General features: G+C 46.0%; 13 protein-coding genes, 1 other RNA gene and 2 pseudogenes. 15 read left to right on the top strand and 1 reads right to left on the bottom strand.

Features of this window, described 5'->3' with window-relative positions; all coding sequences use genetic code 11:
- The first annotated feature begins 1364 nt into the window (after positions 1-1364).
- Both GJV44_RS03770 and GJV44_RS03765 read left to right on the top strand, forming a co-directional pair.
- Entirely contained in the window at positions 1365-1580 is a 216-nt protein-coding gene (locus tag GJV44_RS03770) for a hypothetical protein (protein ID WP_226806401.1), read from the top strand.
- 977 nt (positions 1581-2557) lie between these two features.
- On the top strand, positions 2558-3061 hold the full coding sequence (locus GJV44_RS03765; protein ID WP_226806914.1) for a single-stranded DNA-binding protein: 504 nt from the start codon (positions 2558-2560) through the stop codon (positions 3059-3061).
- Between the two features lie 1152 nt (positions 3062-4213).
- On the opposite strand, the gene queF is transcribed toward GJV44_RS03765, so the two are convergent.
- On the bottom strand, positions 4214-5038 hold the full coding sequence (queF, locus tag GJV44_RS03760; RefSeq protein ID WP_226806400.1) for an NADPH-dependent 7-cyano-7-deazaguanine reductase QueF: 825 nt from the start codon (positions 5036-5038) through the stop codon (positions 4214-4216).
- A gap of 1422 nt (positions 5039-6460) precedes the next feature.
- Between queF and GJV44_RS04575 the strand changes: the two are divergent.
- From GJV44_RS04575 to rpsI, 13 genes and pseudogenes are all read left to right on the top strand, one after another.
- A pseudogene (locus GJV44_RS04575) lies at positions 6461-6565 on the top strand (class I SAM-dependent methyltransferase); the annotation flags it as partial.
- A gap of 124 nt (positions 6566-6689) precedes the next feature.
- A complete protein-coding gene (locus GJV44_RS04570) occupies positions 6690-6824 on the top strand; it encodes a hypothetical protein (protein ID WP_420885756.1) in 135 nt (44 codons plus the stop codon).
- Positions 6821-7141, top strand: a pseudogene (locus GJV44_RS04565) (class I SAM-dependent methyltransferase). Before GJV44_RS04570 ends, GJV44_RS04565 begins: the two are co-directional and overlap by 4 nt.
- Positions 7119-8189: a Tim44 domain-containing protein gene (locus tag GJV44_RS03750; RefSeq protein WP_226806399.1), complete on the top strand. Its 1071-nt coding sequence runs from the start codon at positions 7119-7121 to the stop codon at positions 8187-8189. The pseudogene GJV44_RS04565 and the gene GJV44_RS03750 overlap by 23 nt, the downstream one beginning before the upstream one ends.
- Positions 8190-8236: 47 nt before the next feature.
- Entirely contained in the window at positions 8237-9007 is a 771-nt protein-coding gene (locus GJV44_RS03745; RefSeq protein ID WP_226806398.1) for a sterol-binding protein, read from the top strand.
- Between the two features lie 13 nt (positions 9008-9020).
- On the top strand, positions 9021-10619 hold the full coding sequence (gene ubiB, locus GJV44_RS03740) for a ubiquinone biosynthesis regulatory protein kinase UbiB (RefSeq protein ID WP_226806397.1): 1599 nt from the start codon (positions 9021-9023) through the stop codon (positions 10617-10619).
- A gap of 590 nt (positions 10620-11209) precedes the next feature.
- The gene (locus GJV44_RS04560) at positions 11210-11419 is read left to right on the top strand and encodes an FmdB family zinc ribbon protein (protein WP_420885743.1); all 210 of its coding nucleotides are present in this window, start codon (positions 11210-11212) and stop codon (positions 11417-11419) included.
- Positions 11420-11960: 541 nt separating this feature from the next.
- Complete coding sequence (gene aspS, locus GJV44_RS03730; protein ID WP_226806913.1) at positions 11961-13757, top strand: aspartate--tRNA ligase; 1797 nt, start codon at positions 11961-11963, stop codon at positions 13755-13757.
- A gap of 1808 nt (positions 13758-15565) precedes the next feature.
- Positions 15566-16885, top strand: a complete 1320-nt coding sequence (locus tag GJV44_RS03725) for a Glu/Leu/Phe/Val family dehydrogenase (protein WP_226806396.1) — start codon at positions 15566-15568, stop codon at positions 16883-16885.
- Positions 16886-17533: 648 nt separating this feature from the next.
- Complete coding sequence (gene pyrC / locus GJV44_RS03720) at positions 17534-18631, top strand: dihydroorotase (protein ID WP_226806395.1); 1098 nt, start codon at positions 17534-17536, stop codon at positions 18629-18631.
- A 465-nt stretch (positions 18632-19096) separates the two neighbouring features.
- Positions 19097-19511, top strand: an RNA gene (rnpB, locus tag GJV44_RS03715) — RNase P RNA component class A.
- An 826-nt stretch (positions 19512-20337) separates the two neighbouring features.
- A complete protein-coding gene (gene rplM / locus GJV44_RS03710) occupies positions 20338-20766 on the top strand; it encodes a 50S ribosomal protein L13 (protein ID WP_226806394.1) in 429 nt (142 codons plus the stop codon).
- A gap of 12 nt (positions 20767-20778) precedes the next feature.
- A complete protein-coding gene (gene rpsI, locus GJV44_RS03705) occupies positions 20779-21171 on the top strand; it encodes a 30S ribosomal protein S9 (protein ID WP_226806393.1) in 393 nt (130 codons plus the stop codon).
- The last annotated feature ends 25 nt before the right edge of the window (positions 21172-21196 follow it).

The raw sequence follows: 21196 nt of genomic DNA, 5'->3' as shown, positions 1-21196 counted from the left end.
ATAGAACCTACCGTGCGTTGATCGGGGGGGCTCTAGGAACTGTCTACTAAAGTTTTGCTTAGATGATTGCCATATTTTCGGGCGCGTCCTGCGCAATAGCACGACCACTGCTAGTGCGTCTGACTATTCGGTACGAGAGTGACAAGATTATTACCCATCTTGACTACATCTAGATTGTCTTCGATAAGGACAATCGTATTTCTATAATCCAGCATGCGGTAAACACCTGCTAGTAGCAGTGCGATGTTGTGCAAGTACAGACTGGGTTATTGGCTTATCTAAGATATTAAGCGTGAGATCACGTTTACTCAGTTCCAGAGAAAGTTTAATTTGTTATGATTCTCCGAGAGATTATGAAGTCGCGGACTGGTTAATCTAGATATATCCAGTCCAATATTCAGCAGCATCTTAAGCTTGCGTGTTACTGCTACTACTAAGCGTTGCGAAGAGCTTACACGTATATTTTATAGCTTGTCGACACCGTGCTAATGCTGCAGCCCTTATACTAATTTCTAGCGTCTCCAGATTGTACCGCTTACTCTGATAATCATATAGAACATAAGCATCGGTTAAAAAGTGCATCTCTACTTTTAGTTCACCGTCGCCTTGACGCAAATGGTAGCGGTTTACTTGTGACCTGTAATGTCAAACAAAAACCGTCTCAGATTATAGACGCGTTTCTCGGCCACCGGTACACTAGTGAATCACTCGCGTATTAACGCAAACTAAGACGGTGGGTGTAGATAGCTGGGTTTGAGCGTGGCGTATGCCGATCGGCGACTAGCCAATGTCGCTCACATTTGATCCAAATGCTGCTTCCAGCGTGACACCACACATAGTGGCTTTAGTCACTACGCTATACAAATAGTATGCGGTCGCATAGTACATGCGTATCGTTAATTAGCATAGACTTTCCCAAACTTGACTTACTAGCTACGCAGGTGAGTACATCCATCAGAAAATCTATCTCACATACTTTAAATTGTTTCCGTAGTCTTATAGGATGTTCGGCTAATGTTGATCCAGTACATACTACTGCAGTAAAAATACTAGCCACAACAATGATTAAGTTACCTAGATCGCGCAGGCATTTCAATGCCTTGATTAATCTAGCGCATTGTTGCGCTAATACAGACTTGATCGACAGCTTATCTAGAAGATGAAGGCCACCGAGCAGCCTCAGCCAATCTATTCTGAAAGACGAATGCACTGTGTTTCGCTTCCCGACAGCGAATGTCTGTGCTGCGCTTTGGTAATAGGTAATCACGTCCGAGACGTTATTTAGGAAATAAGTGTACGACGATTTCTTTTCTAATCATGTCAGCTGTTTCTTGATTCGTGCCATCCAGTCTTAATGTTTAGAAGTGCAATCTAGCATTGCACAGCAGGCTTTTCGCTCACCTGAAGATCTCTTTCGCAAATATGCACGAGGCGGCTGTGTGCAACCGTCTCGCTTGCGTCAGTTTTCGTTATACATGCTCGATTTCGTGCTAGGTATCTGCGTTGTGATGCGGGCATTATTGTATATTTTTACGGGCAATGATGCGACTAATGCGACTGAATCGGGTGCAAAGCGTTAATCAACGTTAGGTTGGCAACCCTTTCAACTTAGGGCCTACGGTGCCGCGTTTGTGGATAATATTCACTAGATTATCGCCCGCTTTCTACACTGTAAGGCACAAATGCAATTTCCTCAGCCGTACTCGCACCGATCACTGACCTAATAAGCGATTACCGCTGTATAAAGACAGTAACATGAGTTATTGACGCGCCGGTGCTGTATGCGACAATTAGTATAAAAGACCTGTTTACAACAATATTCGTACTGTCTATGTTTTCGATGGTAGTAGTTCTGTAAATCGCGCCTGATCCAGCGTCACATCTGATTCCAGGTTATAAGCGTGCTACCTAAAAAGTGCTGCATCACAGTGCACTTCTAAGGAGACACTACAGCGTGTTTATAATACGCGCAGACAAGCCTGTACTGTTTGTCGCCATGCCGCAGATCCTAGTAGGATCCAGAAGCTGCCGGTTATGTGGCATTAGAAAGTGTATTTTTTCGATTGTGCCACTCTTTGTATAGTAAAAGTGCCCGCAGTTATCATAGCCAAGAGGCGCTGTTAGATGAAAGCCGAGATGCTTTCGGGAATCGTCACTTGTCTAATCAAAAACTTGCGCTTTCCAGGGCAGAACATATGTCGATAGCAATATCTACTATTTTATTTATCGACTTGACTGGGCTCAATATGATAAAGCATCGCAGTCGTCATTGTTAACTAGGCTCTGTACCTGAAATATATAAAAACACTACAATTGGTGTCTATAATATAATGCAGGCGTCTAGTCTTGCGGCGAGTAGCAACATTCAGTGAGTTTCTCGATCCGAATATCGATGCTTCAGTACGTGCAGCTTATTCTGTGCTAGTGTTCTCACATAGCTTATCATTGCCGAACCCGATGAAGGTGCTACCGCCCACCTAGATGCGGGAGTGACGCATTGACCATGCATCTGACTCTTCGTGTAACGCATATCGAAAAACTGGAGAACAGTACAAATATGGCATCGGTCAATAAAGTAATTCTCGTTGGAAATCTCGGCGCCGACCCTGAAACGCGCTATCTGCCAAGCGGAGATGCGGTAACTAATATTCGTCTGGCAACAACAGACCGGTATAAAGACAAAGCATCGGGTGCATTCAAGGAGCTAACTGAGTGGCACCGTGTTGTATTCTTCGGTCGTTTAGCGGAGATCGCTGCTGAATTTTTAAAGAAAGGCTCGCCTGTATACCTTGAGGGACGTCTTCGAACGAGGAAATGGCAAGATCAGAGCGGCCAGGACCGTTACTCGACTGAAATCGTTGTGGACAACATGCAGCTGTTAGGTGGACGGAGTGGCTCAGCTGGCAATGACCTTGGTAGCAGCAGTGCTCTCAGTGGGTCTCTGCAGGGCAAAGGCGGTGGTTCCGGGGGGGCTCGCCAGAGTACAGTTGCCAGCCCGAACGCTCCAGGAGCACCCACTAGTAGTGGATTCGACGATATGGATGATGATATTCCATTCTGAATAATGACTTTTCTCCTATATAAACAAAAAAACCTGAAACCCTGATGGTTTTAGGTTTTTGATTACTGGTGTGTAGCACAGCCTTGTTTTAATTGACTGATGATTAGTAACTTGATGCAATAGGGAATATCCATGATTCCTACCAATCATGGAGAGGTGATATAGGATCGTAGCTAATTGACCGGTTTCAATCATTCAAAAAATATAATAGCGCTACTTTTATAGGTGATACTGTTCCTCTCGGATAGATCTACATTTATAGTATTTGCCTTCGAAAAACAGGGCAGTTCTCGTGTATTTAGCGTCCGATTTTTAATAGATGTAGGAAAGAAATTGGTTTAAACCTTAATTTATATCGTATCGTTTTTCAGAGACCGTCACCAAAGATAGCTTTGCTCAGCGTTGCTGAGCTCTAATGTCGAGCATACTGATACTGTGATCTTTAGGGCGATCCTTAGAAATTAGTGAGGTATTGACGAAAACAGGGTAGGGATACGACATGCCCCGAAGGGCATGGGAGACCCCATCATGATTTCCAACATAGAATACCGATGACATTGACCTTTCGGATTTAGTGGCCTCCAGATCTTCTAGGGGATCTGTACGAGTCTAGTTAGAATCACAGCATATAGGTACTAATCGACAGCAATTCGCTAGCTAGCTCAATGTATAAGCATGCGGGGTGACAGACATTTAAATAATCGGATGGCTTATGTGTTTGAGTTGCATCTCAGTTTAGCATTGCCTCATAGCAAATCCTGCTAGCACCCTAAAACTACATATAGCTTATCAAGCAGAAATGAGTAGTAATAATATTGTGAACGGCGAACCGAGACTGTCGCAAAATCTGCTCGTGGAGCGGTTAAGCTCCAATCGATCTATGTTAGCTGGTAGCTAAAGTGTCTCGGAAATTTCACGCAGTTCGCCTGCCGTACAGACACAAGACAAGATGCGAGTACTTTAGTCATCTCATTAGTAAGGTTTGATTATAGGTTGATATGATACAATCACTTGACCTTTCTTAAGTGGCGCCTCGTATGCTGGTACGCCTATATTAGGCAGGCTATTTTTACAGGTCTAGTTAATGAATGAGTCCATTGCAACACGGTATGCATACGATAACTTGTTATATAAAGTAACTTCCATACAAGTTTATTGGCGCACGGTTCGCGTGTTGTCCGGAAAAGGTAGATGGAAATTAGTGCGGAATGGGTTAATATCCAGGCCACCGCGACGTGTATAGCGCGCATAAACAGCTAGTTTAATCGGTTTGCATACGCGCTGGATATCAATAAAGATATGTTCTACGCATTGCTCATGAAACGCGGTGTGATCGCGGTATGACACTATGTAGCGCAATAAGCTAGCGTGGTCGATCGGCGGGCCAACATACTGGATTTGTATACTGCCCCAGTCCGGTTGCCCGGTTACCGGGCAATTAGACTTCAATAGATCTGAGAACACTGTTTCATTAATAGGCGCCTGACAGGAATTCACACTTAGCAGTGATGGGTCAGGCATATAAATATCGGTATCTAGATCCAACCGGTCCAGCGACGTACGCGCCCGCTGGTTTATCACTGGCGTCACGAACTCGTCCGGCGGTATAATCTGTACTGACACGTTTGCATTCACGCTTGCGCAGACGTCACGGTGGATTGTCTCACGCAATACATCAATTGATGCAATACGTGTTTTAGCAAACGACCCTAGATATAACTTAAACGATTTAGATTCAATAATGTTGGGTGATTCTGCTGGTATGTGGAACGTCGCCAGAGCGATTTGTGGCTTACCGCGCTTGTTTAGCCAAGAAAGCTCGTACGCATTCCAGATATCTGTGCCAAAGAATGGCAGAATTACTGGAATGCCAATGGCGTTGCGACTATGTCGGCGCTCGATCGGGAACAACAGCTTGCGGTTATACGACTGGGAATAGCCTACTTTTTTTCCTAAAATGAATTGGTTGGATGTCATATTATTTCTTGGACTAAATTAAAGAACAGTTCTGCGCTGAATTGGTCATTTCATCTGAATCAGAATATCCTGAGCGCTGTAAGTAACCACTGAAATCGAGTCTCTTCAGTCACTGCTTGCTATTACAGCAATAGAATTGGCTATACTCTATCTAGTTTGTCGTCGTTAATAGTAGAACTACCGCAATACACCAACATGCTCCGGCAACTCGAATGAGTATAGGCAGAGGCGCTCATCACGAGCCAGCAGCGAACAGATGGCACCTCTACAATCGAGCGTAGTACCTTGCCAGTCCGTCGCTAGTGAGCGTGATAACAGGATAGCTGTGTTTAACAAAAATCTATGGATTTTCTATGACTCATCGCAATGTTAGGTCTGAATATCGATGAAGATGTGCGCTTGTTCGTCACGTGCTCACCATCAGCGATTCAAGAGTTAGCGATTCCAGGGTTGAACTTCAGTAATATTATGTGCCGTAGATCAACGACTCAGAATTGTCTAAAGGTGTTGCATGGCTGTATACTGTCTCGATATTAACACGTGCCGATTAGTGTGCTAGATATGTGACTAGAATGTTATATCAGATATTTAGCAACATCTAAGTTGAACTCCGCACTATAAAGATTATTAAAACGAGGTTTTGGTAGATTGTTGCACTGTAATACCACCTAATACGTAAGTGATGATACTAGAAAAAAAGATGTATCCGCTTTGATAAGCTTTTTCCGTATATTGTCCGTAACTGATATAACTAATTAGCGCGTTGTATGTCTGTTCGTCGTAGTGGCGTGACGCTTAGACGGGTATAAAATTAAGTACTGCATATCCCCGTGCGTCCGCTAAACTGAGCGTAGATTACAGAATCTATAGCGAATCTTTTAGTAAGCTCGAGCAGCTATAAGCCTCTGTAGGAAGCGCGTACCGTAGTGGTTCAGCCATGGCTACCGCTGAAGCGCAGCACTCAACAGTACAAAAGCTGAGAATATTGGCATGAACAACTATGTCTGTATATCAAAACAGCTCCCACCTTATGCGTGATCTACCATGAGTAGCTAGCTGATCATAGATCTAATTAGATATTTCTAAGCTACCGTATTATTGATATGTATAGGTTTTATTAGAGCAATACACCGCGGTATGGTGGACGTGCAAATCGTGTCTATTGTGCCAGTTTAACCACAATACGATACAACCCGATAACTTCAGTAGGGCTGCGTGTTTAAGTGGGCAACCATCTGATAAATGTCGGGATGAACCGCAAGGTGCTAATGGAGTAAAGTGGAATGCAATAATCATACCACCGGATACCCTTATATAAATGTATTACTGCGGCGTATGCCGCGCGCTTTCACGCAAGGAACTATCATCATGACATAAACTCACTTCAGGTATCGGACTGTTGATAAAGGCAAGAAGGCACATAAGGTCGCTGGAGTGTTCTATGCTGTAGCCTTACACTATGAACTGATGAATAATCTGATATCCGGCCAACTCTATCATATATGGAAAGCTTTTGCTATCGCCTAGGTTGGGGTGCGTCCTAGATACAGTATGTTAGATCTAGTTAGTGGTACAGGCAACTTAGCTAAAGCATTTGCCAAGTAGGAAGAAGGGTCTGGGGCAGGTATGGTACGCTGACATAAACGAGTCAATGCTCCAGATCGGACGTGACCGATTGCTCGATGAAGGTGTCATCACACCAACGCTATTCTGCAACGCAGAAAACATTCCGTTTACTGATGATTACTTTGATATAGAGAGTATCTATTCAGTTTGCATAACATGACGCATAAAGAGGGTGCGCTTGCGGAAATTCACAGTGTCCTTAAGTTTGGAGGCCAGCTACTAGCGCTAGAGTTCTCTAAAGTGTGGAAACCGCTGAAAAACTTCTACAGCCTATATTTATTCAAGTACTGCCGTGACTGGGCGAAAAGTGGCACGTAATCCAGACGGTTATCGATACTTAGCCGAGTCGATTCAGATGCACCCGGAAATCCGGACACGATAAAAATAATAATGGAAAAAGCCGGACTAGACGGAGTCAGATATTACAATCTAACAGATGGCGTTGTTACACTGCATGTCGCCACTAAATACTCGTGACCGTCCAGGAGATCCGATGTCTGCCCAGTCCTACTTTAGTTATCCCGCCAATTTTCTTGCTATGGTTGCACCGCGCAAGAGCATGCGAATCTGTCACTGTTTCTATGCAATAGTAACAGCTGGCTTATTGATGATTGGCTTATTCAGTGCATTTGATGCCAATGCAAAGCGCATAGCCGGAGGTCGCTCGATCGGTAGGCAGTCGCATATCACACAGCAGTTAACACAGCCCGTGAAAACGCATACTCCTCGGCTGGGTGCTCTGTTAGAGGGTGCGCAACCGAGCCACGGGCAAATTCCACCAACGGCAGCCCAGCCTAAGCGTAATTGGCTTGGGCCGCTTGTAGGATTAGCTTCTGGTCTTGGATTGGCAGCGTTATTATCCCATTTTGGATTTAGCGGTATATTAGCCAGCATGCTCAACGTGCTGCTAATTGCCGTGATTGCGCTTGTCGGTCTATGGCTGTTTCGCAAGTTTTCAAATCGCAACGCGCGTCCTATTACTCCTTATGCATATAAGGGTTTTGAGCTTTCTTCTAGGACGTTGCCACACCCATATAATTCGGGAGTGCGTTCGCCTACGACAGGCGAAATTGGCCAGGTCAGCATTGCGCCTGATAGTCAGGAGACTTGCATTTCCCCGAATCTTGGGGTGCTAAACGCTACTACGGTGCCAGCTGGCTTCGACGCTGATGCGTTTATGCACCAGACAAAGATAGCGTTTGTGCGGCTGCAGGCAGCCTGGGACGCTGGAAATATTGCCGATATTTGCGCGTTAACGACACCTGAAATGCTTGCTGAGATTAAGATAGATCTCGATTCTCGAAATGGTGAAAACCACACCGATATAGTGCACTTAAATGCTGATCTAGTCAGCGTTGAGAGTCGTGGCAGCAACGAGTATGTGGCGTCAGTGCGATTTCATGGTCTAATACGCGAGGCTCGAGGTGCTGCGGCCGAACCATTTGTGGAAATATGGAACTTGAGCCGAAACGTCCAAAGCGGTGAGGGTTGGATGCTGGCTGGCATCCAACAACCGTCTTGTTAATCCGGCTAAAAAACCTAGCAGAGCAGTTAAAGTACCGTAAGAGACTTATGATAACAGCCTGCACGAGCGTCGTTTACTCGGGCTTTTTTTCTGTGACAACAACCATTGTTGCTAAGTCTTTCATTGCTATCGTTAATTATTTATTGATCCACACATCGTGGGCACGTGAATTTTTACTTCCGTACGCGGAAAAAGTATGGATTTTGTTGCCTACAGCCGTCCTAGAGTGGGTTGTACAGGAAAATAGCACAGTCTCTGTGCTGCAGAGACTGCCTGCTGGGATGGCTACTGTGCTAGCATCAGCTTCATCCAGCGAATCGCGTGATGAGGAAGGGAGCGAAATGCCGAACGCACTTATCCTCTCAACAGCCCACACAACAATCACGATACCGTTGAAGGCATTGTCTGCGGTCGCTGCTGGTAAGCAGGCGGCGCTCTACGTGCAGAGTCATAGTGATGTGGAATTCATAGCGCTAATTGCGTTGTTCGCGAAGTATTTTCGCTGGGATTCGGAGGCAAATCTCGCACGTTTAGTGGGCGATATAATCGCATATCTCATATTGTCCGTAGTGCGGGTTTTCTCGGATCACACGTATCGCGATAGACGAAACTTAATCGGTTTGTTGTCAAAATACTTATTTGACGAGAATCTACAGCTAGTCTATCTCCAGAAATGCAAGAAATTTGGCAATGAACTAGTGTGCGATACGCTCTCTCAAATCGAGAGAGGCATTAAATGCGGTATTGCAATACATGTTAGCACTGCCCTGTTATTTACGGGGATACATTCTTCTTCGGCCGATGATCTGCAGCACTGATCTGTGCTTGCCCATGAGAATCCTGCGCTTATTTAAAATATTATTTACGGTGTATCACTTCGGACTTGACGAAGTGATACTGGGGCATATTACAGATTGGCGCGTAAAGTTTCTGGTACGTGTAATGATGCTTGGGCGTCCGATCCTGATTCCTCGAAATCAGCGGCTACGCTTAGCTCTGGAAAGCCTCGGCCCGATCTTCGTGAAGTTTGGGCAGGTTCTATCTACTCGGCGCGATCTATTGCCAATAGATATCACAACCGAACTCGCGAAGCTACAGAACCAAGTTCCACCATTCGATTCTGCGGTAGCTATTGCATTGATTGAGAAGGCGTTGGGCAAACCAATCGATGTACTATTCGATGCGTTTGAACTAGTGCCAGTAGCTAGCGCTTCGATTTCACAAGTGCACTTCGCGCGCTTAAAAAGCGGCATCCACGTTGGTAAACCTGTGGCGATCAAGGTGCTACGCCCCGGCATGCTGCCGATTATTGACTCCGATCTTGCGCTATTGCGTGACATTGCGCGTTGGACGGAGCGACTATGGGTTGATGGAAAGCGTCTACGGCCCCGTGAGGTTGTAGAGGAGTTTGACAAGTATCTACATGATGAGTTAGATCTAATGCGAGAAGCAGCGAACGCGAGCCAGCTACGCCGCAACTTTTCTGCACCAGATCTTCTGATGGTCCCAGAGATATACTGGGAGTATTGTACATCAACGGTGATGGTAATGGAGTGGATGACCGGTGTGCCAATCAACCAGGTAGATAGGTTACGCTCCGCCGGCATTGATATCACGAAACTTGCACGGCAAGGTGTAGAGATCTTCTTTACGCAGGTGTTTCGGGATGGGTTCTTTCATGCAGATATGCACCCCGGCAATATCCAGGTTAGCCTTGACCCGGACCACTTAGGCTATTATATTGCACTCGACTTCGGTATCATCGGCGTGCTGTCAGATTTCGATAAAAACTATCTAGCGCAGAATCTCCTTGCGTTTTTTAAGCGCGATTATCACCGGGTTGCGACATTGCACCTGGAATCTGGGTGGGTGCCTTCGCGAACACGGGTCGAAGAACTAGAGAGCGCGATTCGCTCAGTATGCGAACCCTATTTCGACCGGGCACTAAGAGATATTTCTCTTGGGCAAGTACTGATGCGCCTATTCTCGACATCAAGACGTTTTAACGTCGAGATCCAACCGCAATTAGTACTGCTACAAAAAACGATGCTCAACGTCGAGGGTCTGGGCCGTGATCTTGACCCAGAGCTCGATTTGTGGGGGACAGCTAAGCCGTATCTCGAACGTTGGATGAACGATCAAATAGGTTGGCGTGGCTGGGTAGAGCGGCTAAAGATCGAATCTCCCCAATGGAGCAAAACTCTGCCACAAGTACCACGCTTGATCCATCATGTGTTGTCCGCAGATTATAATCATCCTCCACGTACGATTGAGTATTTAATACGGCGGATATTAGCTGGGCAGCGACGAACAAACTATTTACTACAAGGTCTAATGATATTCGGGGGGGCAGTTGGCGCGGGCGCACTAATGGCTTATTTTGGGTTGTCTTCTCTGGGTAATATCAAATCTTGTATCGGAGTAGTCTAATAAAATTACTTAGCGGCAGTTCTTCATAAGAAGGTGGGCTTTTCCTAAAATAAGAAATGCCGAAGTGTTAAATTATTTATGTGATACGCCGAGTGCTAGATCAGAGCCTGACTGCATCGATTTCGACTTCTCAGTGATAGCAGTCTCCGATGCGCCTGACAAACTTGATCGTCCGGCGGCTGCAAGCATGTTTTGTGCAGCGGGGGACTACCTCGAGTTTTGCGCTTCATTTAAAGCCGTATTAAGTACATAAACGCTTTCTGCTGTGCTTAATATCAAACTAATTTTCGGTTAAATAGCAGCATGCATACGGCTTGGCGCATTATCTCGCTAATTTTTTCTATTGGTTTGACGCTCAAAGGGCTCCGCCGACGCGCTACTTGTGATATCGGCGTTCGCCAACATAAGTGTTGTATAAACCATACGATAGTGTATACAAACAAATATTCCTGCTTGTCATTTAAGGCTTTAAAAGATTTTTTATATACCGGCCGGTTTATACATATCGTTGTGAGTCCTTCGTTTTTTAGAAAGAGGGGGGGGTTGCAAAAACTCAGCGATGCACCGTTGAACCAGTGTTCTGAGTGCGGATGCGAGGCGTTGCGAAAGCAGCAGGGCATCGGCGAAAGCAGGTCATCGTAGCCCCGGGATTCCTGCTAAAAGGCTCTGGCTGGTACACGCTTGATTTCCGCGACAGTAACCCGGAACATAATAATAAGTCTGAGAATGACGAGAAGGAAGTAGGCGATGCTGGCGCATCTACTGTGCTGGACTTGTCCAGCGTAGGCGCGTCTACCTGAGCTGTGATCTAATAAAGCCACAGCAACGAAGAAGACAGAGAAGGTCGTATTCCTGATAGGGCTGCTAGTCCCAATATTTGTGCCGATAGAATTGTTTTATGAGTTAAGCATGCCGAAGTCGACATGATGAACTAATTACGCTCCTATTGCTGCTAGCAAGATGGCAGCTATGGCGCGTCTTCGGACTCTTCGGACTTTGCCTGATTGGCTTGTGGGTGTGCCTCTAATTGCTGGCGTTTGTATGTAATCTTTTTTAGCTCGGTACTTGATGAGACAGACCGTCTTTGACTACTGTTTAACTCTATTTTTAACGGGCGATGTTGCTAACTACTTGAACTGTGGGTAGTAAATGTCTAGATAGTAATCATACTGAACTTTAACCACACACTATCTTGGATATTACTACTCATAATACCAAGAAACAGGGATAGTGTAGCCTTGACGTGGCAGCAGACGCCGCTATTGAATTATATTGTGTTGATGGGCATAGTAATTCCGGTTGGATGCTGGTGCATATTTTGACTAATAAAAAATGAACATCATATCGATGAGATCTGAATATTGTGGTTTGGTGAGTGAGAAGCTGCTCAATCAATCAGTGTCCTTGTGTGGCTGGGTACATCAGCGTCGCGACCATGGAGGCATTATCTTTATCGATCTACGTGACCGAGAAGGATTGGTGCAAGTGGTATGTGATCCGGACCGGCCGGATATGTTTAAGACCGCTGAAGAGGTGCGGCATGAGTTCTGCGTACGTGTAGTTGGCATTGTACGGATGCGCCCGGAGGGCGCTTATAACGCACATATTACTAGTGGTTGGATTGAGGTATCATGTCATGAGCTGATAATACTTAATAAATCGATAACGCCGCCGTTTCAACTAGATGACGAAAACTTGTCTGAGACTACACGTCTGATACATCGTGTACTAGACCTGCGCCGACCACAGATGCAATACAATCTGCGTCTGCGCTACCATGTCGCCATGGAGTCTCGTAAGTACCTAGACAAGCAGGGGTTCATCGATATTGAGACGCCAGTACTCACGAAGAGTACGCCGGAAGGCGCACGCGATTATCTAGTACCGTCACGCATAAACGCAGAGATGTTTTTCGCGTTGCCGCAATCGCCGCAGCTATTTAAGCAGCTACTAATGGTGGCTAACTTTGATCGATATTATCAAATAACTAAGTGCTTTCGTGACGAGGATCTGCGCGCTGACCGGCAGCCAGAGTTTACGCAGATCGACTGCGAGACATCATTCCTAAATGAGCAGGAGATCCGAAACCTGTTCGAAGAGATGATTCGTCATGTGTTTAAGGCGACGATTAACGTCCAGCTTGTAAATCCATTTCCGATTATGCGGCATGCCGAAGTGATGCACCGATTCGGCTCAGACAAGCCCGATTTGCGCGTGAAGTTAGAGTTCACTGAACTAACCGACGTTATGAAGGGAGTGAATTTTAAGGTTTTTAGCGTGCCAGCGAATTCGAGAGACGGCCGTGTTGCCGCGCTGCGTGTGCCCGATGGAGCAAAGTTGACGCGTAACGATATCGATAATTATACACGCTTCGTACACATCTATGGCGCAAAAGGGCTTGCGTGGATTAAGGTTAACGAAGTCTCTAAAGGACGATCCGGCCTGCAAAGTCCTATCACAAAAAATTTAGATAATTCGTCTATTTCAGCGATCCTCGATCGTACTGGCGCACAGAATGGTGACATCATTTTTTTTGGCGCAGACCGTTCTAAAATAGTCAACGACAGCCTCGGAGCTCTCCGGCTAAAAATTGGCTACTCAGAACTCGGTCGTAGTGCCGGGGTATTCGAAGAAGGGTGGAAGCCGATATGGATTATTGATTTCCCAATGTTTGAGTACAATGACGAGGAAAATCGTTGGGTTTCCGCACATCATCCTTTTACTAGTCCAAAGGACGAACATCTTGAGTATCTAGAGGTTGATCCGGGTCGCTGTCTTGCTAAGGCGTACGACATGGTATGCAACGGCTGGGAAATCGGCGGAGGCTCAGTTCGCATCTATCGTGAAGATGTGCAGAGACGGGTGTTCCGTGTTATGAGGATTAGTTCTGAAGAGGTGCGCGCAAAGTTTGGTTTCCTACTTGATGCGTTGCAATATGGCGCGCCGCCACACGGTGGTATTGCCTTTGGCTTGGACCGGATTGTTACCATGATGGCTGGCTCGGATTCGATTCGTGATGTAATCGCGTTCCCGAAAACCCAACGTGCACAGTGTTTACTCACGAAAGCGCCTAGCGAGGTCGATCAGCGTCAATTGTGCGACCTGCACATTCGGGTTGCAAAACCCCGGACCGGGTAACATGTAGTACAACGTGTAGTGCAGGGGTTGTCCTTGTCTGGGTTATTTAAGACCGAAATCAGTTTTAGTATAGCGATTTATTCTAGTCATAAAACGTGCTGATCATCCCTATTGGTAGTAACCATTATTGGTTCGATAGATATTTTCGCTGAGCCGCTAGCGCTAACAGCGGGCACGTGAAGTGTGCGAGGAAACCGGTATTGCGGTCGGAACAGTGCAGATGCCGGCGCCGACGCGCTGTTGAATTAGTCACTATGCTGTCACATATAAGATCTATCCGCAATAGCGACATCATTATTACGTCCGGCGTGAAGCTCAATCTTCACTACTGGTTTAGCCTCTGCATACCAAAAATCATGCGTATCATTCAATCACTAGACAAGCATGTTGAACATACGTAGCTACCCTATCGAGACGCCGTATCGCTTTGTTTCTCATCATTCAATCGCGATGCGATCCGACAGTTGCCGGGGCGACTCGATGTCAACATAGCACGGTAATTATTGGCTCACACTATCGGAATTTAATGCAAGTCTATAACGATGCTGGCTAGTGGCCACTACAAGCTTAGTTGCGCGTTGCTATTAGAGATAATATACATAGAATCTATGGATCTGTTATCGCCCTATGAGGGCTGGTCAGGCCGAATGTGCAGTTCGCGCCTGAAACATATATATTCTGTGTCGATCACAGATCATGTGTGCTAGTGATATTACTTATCGCGTTAGCGCGTCGCGCAGAGAATGGTGATTTGTAGATAGCAAAATCTAGCCATCGCACCCTCAGCTGAGGGTAGGTAGCAATCAAGCATGAGAAATAGTGATTCTCAGTATAAAGCGACTCACCATGTTGTATGGTGCCGCTCAAGGGTCTTAGCTCGCTGTGCTTATGTGCGTCAGCGTTGCTGACGCACTACTCAGGGTGGTTAAATACTAACTTTAGTGATGACTGCAACGTCGATCGCAGTCCGTGCGGAGATAGTTTCTTACATTGGCACACTAACAGCATAAGAATTTTTCTATTAGTTTATAGATGACTGCACTGCATAAGAAGATAAAACCATCGAATGCATCTTCACAGGGAAGTGTAGATATTTGATGAGCACATTTAGTGCTATTGTATCTTCCAGCGCTATCTAACACCCAGCAGAGCGTGCTATAGACACCGCATGATACTTTCTGTTCTATTCTTCGGCGATGTAAATGGCAATGGCATCTTGATGAGTGGTAGGATTCAGCCTATTAATAGGATCTAATCGTATATTATTATATTGATATAATAGATCTTGTCTCATGAAGACGAAACTCTTTCAGTCAACTTTATGTTGACTGAAAGTCAAACCACGTTTTTCGGCGATGTGTATCATTACAGCATATAAAATCTCATGAAATATTAGAGCTACCGGTATTTCGTCAGCATTAATATGCTGACCTGCCCACGAGATCGCCTTCTACTATGAAGGTACCGTGAGGTATATTCAAGAAAGCCAATGACGCAGGGCAAGGCTGCGGATCGGTTGATACTTAAAATGGAGGTCCAATTGTATCGTGACAAACTAGCAGCATATAGAGATGAAGCACATGGCAAGCTAGTAGACACAGTGTGGCACCTGGCCACTAGGTTAACTGCCGGCGCTTAACTAGCACGAGGCCGATTCCGAAGACGGCGATGCCATAGCGAGTACTCAACTTGCCGCTTTCGCCGCGCGCACTTTATGCAAAAAAAGCATAAAGCATGATAATTCGGCATTGGATTTAGTTTTGCCGCTTTCTCACAATGGCGGCCTTCTTGACCGAAGAGGACCATTCATGTCCGCGCAGCAAACCGCTTTGAATGATACACCAATGCCTTCCCAACACGCCTTGCCTTCCTACTTACATGCCGATTTACTCGGTCCGTGGGACTCATACTTACAGCAAATCGATCGTGTTGCGCCGTACCTAGGCTCGCTTTCACGCTGGATCGAGACGCTTAAGCGCCCTAAGCGCATCTTGGTTGTCGACGTACCAATTGAGATGGACAACGGCACGACCGCTCATTTTGAGGGCTACCGGGTTCAGCACAACACATCGCGAGGACCTGGAAAGGGCGGTGTACGGTATCACCAAGACGTAACGCTCTCTGAGGTGATGGCGCTATCCGCATGGATGTCGATAAAAAATGCGGCGGTTAATGTGCCATATGGTGGAGCGAAAGGCGGAATTCGCGTTGACCCGCGCAAGCTATCGCACAGTGAGCTCGAGCGAATCACGCGCCGGTATACGAGCGAAATTAGTATTATTATTGGACCAAATACCGATATTCCAGCAACCGATGTTAACACGAATGAGCAGGTGATGGCATGGATGATGGACACGTACTCGATGAACATTGGTCACACAGCAACGGGCGTGGTAACAGGAAAGCCTATCTCACTAGGTGGCTCTCTAGGTCGACGTGAAGCAACTGGGCGCGGGGTGTTCACAGTCGGTTGCGAGGCGGCGCAGCGCATTCGATTAGATATCGCATCAGCCCGAGTCGCTGTTCAGGGTTTTGGCAACGTTGGAGGAGTTGCCGCGAGGTTGTTTGCCGAGGCGGGCGCGAAATTAATTGCGGTCCAAGACCATACTGGTACGATCTACAGGCCCTCTAGTATCGATGTGCATGCATTAATCGAGCATGTTGCAATACAGGGCGGTATAGCTGGTTTCGCCGGTGCGGAGCCGCTTAGAAACGATGATTTCTGGGATATCGAGAGCGACATTCTTATTCCTGCTGCCCTTGAAGGCCAAATTAACGAGCAGAACGCATCGCGAATTCAAACAAAGATTGTAGTTGAAGGGGCAAATGGTCCAACCACACCAATTGCTGATGATATTCTACGCGAAAACAACGTGCTAGTAATCCCCGACGTAGTCGCTAATGCTGGTGGTGTCACAGTGTCCTACTTTGAATGGGTGCAGGACTTTTCCAGCTTTTTCTGGACTGAAGACGAGATCAATCATCGGCTGGAGCGCGTAATGCGCGAAGCGTTTGCTAGCGTCTGGCAGGTTGCTCAAGAGAATAACCTGTCCGTACGCACCGCAGCTTATTGCATTGCATGCAAGCGCATCCTAATGGCGCGCGAGATGCGAGGCTTATATCCGTGATCCATGCCTACTCTTCGACTCACCTAGCAGTTATCAGCTACCAATGAGCTGAAGACAGTAGGCGGCATATATGTTAGCCGACATATTGTGTGCCAACGGTTGTTGCGCAAGAGCAGGACTGGAGAAATACGTATAAATATCTTCGGCAAAAAAATATAGCGAGCCATTCTTGATACGGTTAACCGGACTATGCTATCAAATTTATGATGGATGATGTTTCGCTTGCTGACTAACTAAGCTTGTATTTTTTAATACGAGCGCATCTATTCTTCAATAGCTTGGTCCATGAAAGAGTGGCTAGCGCTAGGTAATCAATGAACGCCGACAGGATTTATTATCGAGAAATACTATCCCAATTTTATTGATAGAGTAGTCAGTGATGCTCCACAAAAAATCCATACATTAGAGGTCGCATCCGTGATGCATCACATAATTTAGACTAGTAGTCTACAGATAATGTGAACGCGCAATGTTTCGCGAAATTACTTATAGTCTGTTGCAATGATGTCTCTAAAAAGTAGTCTCACTAAGCTCGAGGAGGAAATAAATCCCGAATCGCCGATACATATATTTACTACTGCACGTTCAATAATGTGGACGTGTGTAAGCCCCTAAACGCATGAGGTATGCGTTTAACCGTTGATCGATATGGATGCATTTCAGTCCCATTCTGCTGAATTCTGTGCTAATTCGTCGAGAACTGCACTGACTATAACCCGCCCTGATGATTGGCATTTGCACGTGCGTGACGGAGCGATACTTAAGGCTGTTCTGCCATATACTGCCCGGCAGTTCGGCCGAGCTATCATAATGCCGAATCTGAAGCTACCAGTTACCACAACCGCACAGGCCGGCACTTATCGGCATCGGATCCTTGCCGCACGCCCCGTGTGCGGTCCTGGCTCTGCGTTCGAGCCACTAATGACACTATACTTAACCGATAATATGTCACCAGACGAAGTCCTGCGGGCTCGAGAAAGCGGCTTTGTATATGGCGTGAAGCTTTATCTAACTGGTGTAACAACCCATTCAAAAGCCGGTGTGACAGATTTATATCACTGCACAGCTGCGCTAGAGGCAATGCAAAAAAATGGCTTACCGTTGCTGATGCACGGCGAAGTGACGGATCCGTCGATTGATATATTTGATCGGGAAAAAGTATTTATCGACCGCGTGCTCGAGCCATTAAGGCGCGATTTCCCCTCGCTTAAGGTAGTGTTCGAGCACATCACGACGCTCAGCGCGGCGCAGTATGTTCGGGATGCAGATGCGGCGCCAGGCACACTTGGTGCAACGATTACCGCTCATCATTTACTCCTAAATCGCAACGCGATTCTAGTGGGTGGTATCCGCCCACATTATTATTGTTTGCCAGTTCTTAAGCGTGAAGAGCATCGCTTGGCACTAGTCGAGGCAGCTACCTCGGGTCATCCGCGCTTTTTCCTCGGTACTGATAGCGCACCGCATCCGAAGAACCTCAAAGAGCACGCATGTGGCTGCGCCGGTTGTTATACGGCGCCGTATGCGCTGGAGTTATACGCGCAGGCTTTTGATCAGGCCGGTGCTCTAGGCAGGTTAGAAGGTTTTGCGAGCTTTCATGGTGCTGACTTTTATGAATTGCCACGCGCTACTGACACGGTGACGCTCGAGCGTGTGACTTGGGTGTCGCCCGAGGACATCGACGCAGACAGTACCACTATAGTGTCATTTAAGGTCGGTGAATTACTCCATTGGAAGCTGCATTGATAGCTATTAATACCCATGATATCGCTACATGGGGGCTGTATGTAGATCAATTTTTTCGTCACGACTGTGACTTGTGAGCTGCTCTATATCCACGGGATACGCTTACAATAGATGCTAGATATTCGTGCATCTAACGCCTGACCTAACAAAATGAGAATTGTCTAGTTGAGTTGAGCTGATGTAATGCACCCATAATACAGCGCTACACCGACATAGATATATGTCGTTGCCACAGCACTTATCGATCACAACATTAGCGATAGCCCACTATAGTTCGTACCATTGAAGCATATAAAAGAGTGTGGAACTTTCTAAGTTATATAGTTAATCCACCTTTTCAAGGTGAACTATATATGGCACACTAGCCTAGTAGGCTATCAACGTAGATCCGTATATTTTATTTATATTTTGGTCTCCCGAAGAGACCAGGGCGGATTAGCTAGTCATGATATAATAAAAGTCTACAAAGTAGACTAGACAGCCGCGAATTCCGCAGATAATGCGGGAAGCGAGGAAAGTCCGGACTCCACAGGGCAGGGTGATGGCTAACAGCCATCCGTGGCAACACGCGGAATAGGGCAACAGAAAAAAACCGCCGATGGCTCGGCAAAAAGCCGAGATCAGGTAAGGGTGAAACGGTGCGGTAAGAGCGCACCGCGGCTGCGGTGACGCAGACCTGGCACTGTAACCTCCACCTGGAGCAATTCCGAGTAGGCAAGCATGCGCTAGCAGCAAGGCGCAAGGACGGGCCCCGTCCTGACTTGCGGGTAGGAAGCTTGAGCGCGTCAGTAATGACGCGCCTAGAGGAATGGCTGTCACGCATGCAGGGCAAAACCCCCCGGTATGCGCACAGAATCCGGCTTATCAGCCTACTTTGTCTTACTTCTTGCTATGTGCTTTTATAAACTTATATAAATACCAATGCTCTACGGTGGCTTAGCTTAAATCTAAGCCACCCACCATGTAGTGTGATATTACAGGCGCTAATGCTCTGATAATTTTTGAGAACCCTACCACGTTGTACGTTGTAGGGTATCAGTTCCGCCACGCGGTATCATTCTGCTGAATATAATGCCAATTTTATTTGGGTCTTCTAAAGTGCTATACAGTCGATATCTATCTTAGTTAGAAGGCGACTGTATCTTTTCTGAGTAAGCGGGCTTTGCATGGTATTTGCATTTTCGAGTTTAAAACATGCTCCTACACTCTAACGAACACATGTATGAGTGCTATCGCTAAGCTTTGCATTAGACAATATAAAACAAACAGCATTCCGTTGGAATTAATTAGGCTAATCGTGAACCATCGTGAAATTATTACGGCTATCTAATGTTGTTAAGCAAAGCAATTTTTTAGGTCGCAGTGACTAATAAATAATAAAAGTCATTAACCTATTAATTTCTTCAGATACTATTTTTTATTTTTCTTGCAGCTTGTTAGCGAAAGTTGTATGGTATAATGACTTTTTTAGTCAGTTCATAATTTTTTCTCTTATTTGTATAAATAACACGCAAATATTACTCTGAGTAAGATGATAATGTGGCCTAAATTAAAGCCGGGTTAGCATTCTTCTTAAAACTTTCTTTATAATTTTAAGATTTTCCGAAAATGCTCGAAGAAAAAATTAGTAGAGGGCTTGCGCTGTGCCGTAATTCGCATATACCGGCAAGACCCCAGACAGGCCAAGCATCTCATTTGGATCAAGCATGAAAACGTTTTCCGCCAAAGCCCAAGAGGTACAGCGCAAATGGTACGTAATTGACGCAACGGACAAAATACTTGGCCGTGTTGCTAGCAAAGTAGCACAACGCCTTCGCGGTAAGCACAAGCCAGAATTCACTCCGCATGTCGATACCGGCGATTTCATCATCGTTGTTAATGCCGGCAAAATAAAGGTAACCGGCAGAAAGACAACTGATAAAAAGTATTATTATCATTCGGGATACCCTGGTGGGATATATAAAACTATCTTTGGCAAGATGCAGGAGCGTTTTCCGGGTCGTCCGCTTGAGAAAGCCGTTAAAGGCATGCTGCCAAAAGGTCCGCTCGGCTACGCGATGATCAAGAAGCTGAAGGTCTATGCGGATGCAACACATCCGCATACCGCGCAACAACCTAAAGCGCTTGAAATCTAAGGAGCTAGTCAGATGATAGGAAATTGGAACTACGGTACTGGCCGCCGCAAGAGTGCAGTTGCACGTGTATTTATTAAAGCCGGTAGTGGCAATATCATTGTCAACAACAAACCTATTGCTCATTACTTTGTGCGTGAGACGTCGCTAATGATTGTGCGTCAGTCATTAGATTTAGTAGATCACTCAAATACGTTTGATATCAAAGTTAATGTGATCGGCGGTGGCGAAACCGGCCAGGCTGGAGCCGTACGTCACGGTATAACCCGTGCGCTGATTGACTATGATAAAACCCTAAAACCAAGACTATCAAATGCGGGATTTGTGACACGCGATGCGCGTACAGTCGAACGTAAGAAGGTAGGTTTACACAAGGCACGTCGTCGTAAGCAATTCTCAAAGCGCTAAGCAAGCGGTGCGTAGTTCAGATCAA

This window comes from Candidatus Vallotiella adelgis (genome assembly GCF_020541305.1).
GTDB classification, from domain to species: Bacteria; Pseudomonadota; Gammaproteobacteria; order Burkholderiales; family Burkholderiaceae; genus Mycetohabitans; species Mycetohabitans adelgis.
This window is presented reverse-complemented; position numbering and strand designations above follow the sequence as displayed.

Coding starts and splice junctions, on each gene's coding strand:
- GJV44_RS03745 (WP_226806398.1), top strand. CDS start 8,237: ATGATAACAGCCTGCACGAGCGTCGTTTACTCGGGCTTTTTTTCTGTG.
- GJV44_RS04560 (WP_420885743.1), top strand. CDS start 11,210: ATGCGAGGCGTTGCGAAAGCAGCAGGGCATCGGCGAAAGCAGGTCATC.
- GJV44_RS04570 (WP_420885756.1), top strand. CDS start 6,690: ATGCTCCAGATCGGACGTGACCGATTGCTCGATGAAGGTGTCATCACA.
- GJV44_RS03750 (WP_226806399.1), top strand. CDS start 7,119: ATGTCGCCACTAAATACTCGTGACCGTCCAGGAGATCCGATGTCTGCC.
- GJV44_RS03765 (WP_226806914.1), top strand. CDS start 2,558: ATGGCATCGGTCAATAAAGTAATTCTCGTTGGAAATCTCGGCGCCGAC.
- ubiB (WP_226806397.1), top strand. CDS start 9,021: ATGAGAATCCTGCGCTTATTTAAAATATTATTTACGGTGTATCACTTC.
- rplM (WP_226806394.1), top strand. CDS start 20,338: ATGAAAACGTTTTCCGCCAAAGCCCAAGAGGTACAGCGCAAATGGTAC.
- queF (WP_226806400.1), bottom strand. CDS start 5,038: ATGACATCCAACCAATTCATTTTAGGAAAAAAAGTAGGCTATTCCCAG.
- GJV44_RS03725 (WP_226806396.1), top strand. CDS start 15,566: ATGTCCGCGCAGCAAACCGCTTTGAATGATACACCAATGCCTTCCCAA.
- rpsI (WP_226806393.1), top strand. CDS start 20,779: ATGATAGGAAATTGGAACTACGGTACTGGCCGCCGCAAGAGTGCAGTT.
- pyrC (WP_226806395.1), top strand. CDS start 17,534: ATGGATGCATTTCAGTCCCATTCTGCTGAATTCTGTGCTAATTCGTCG.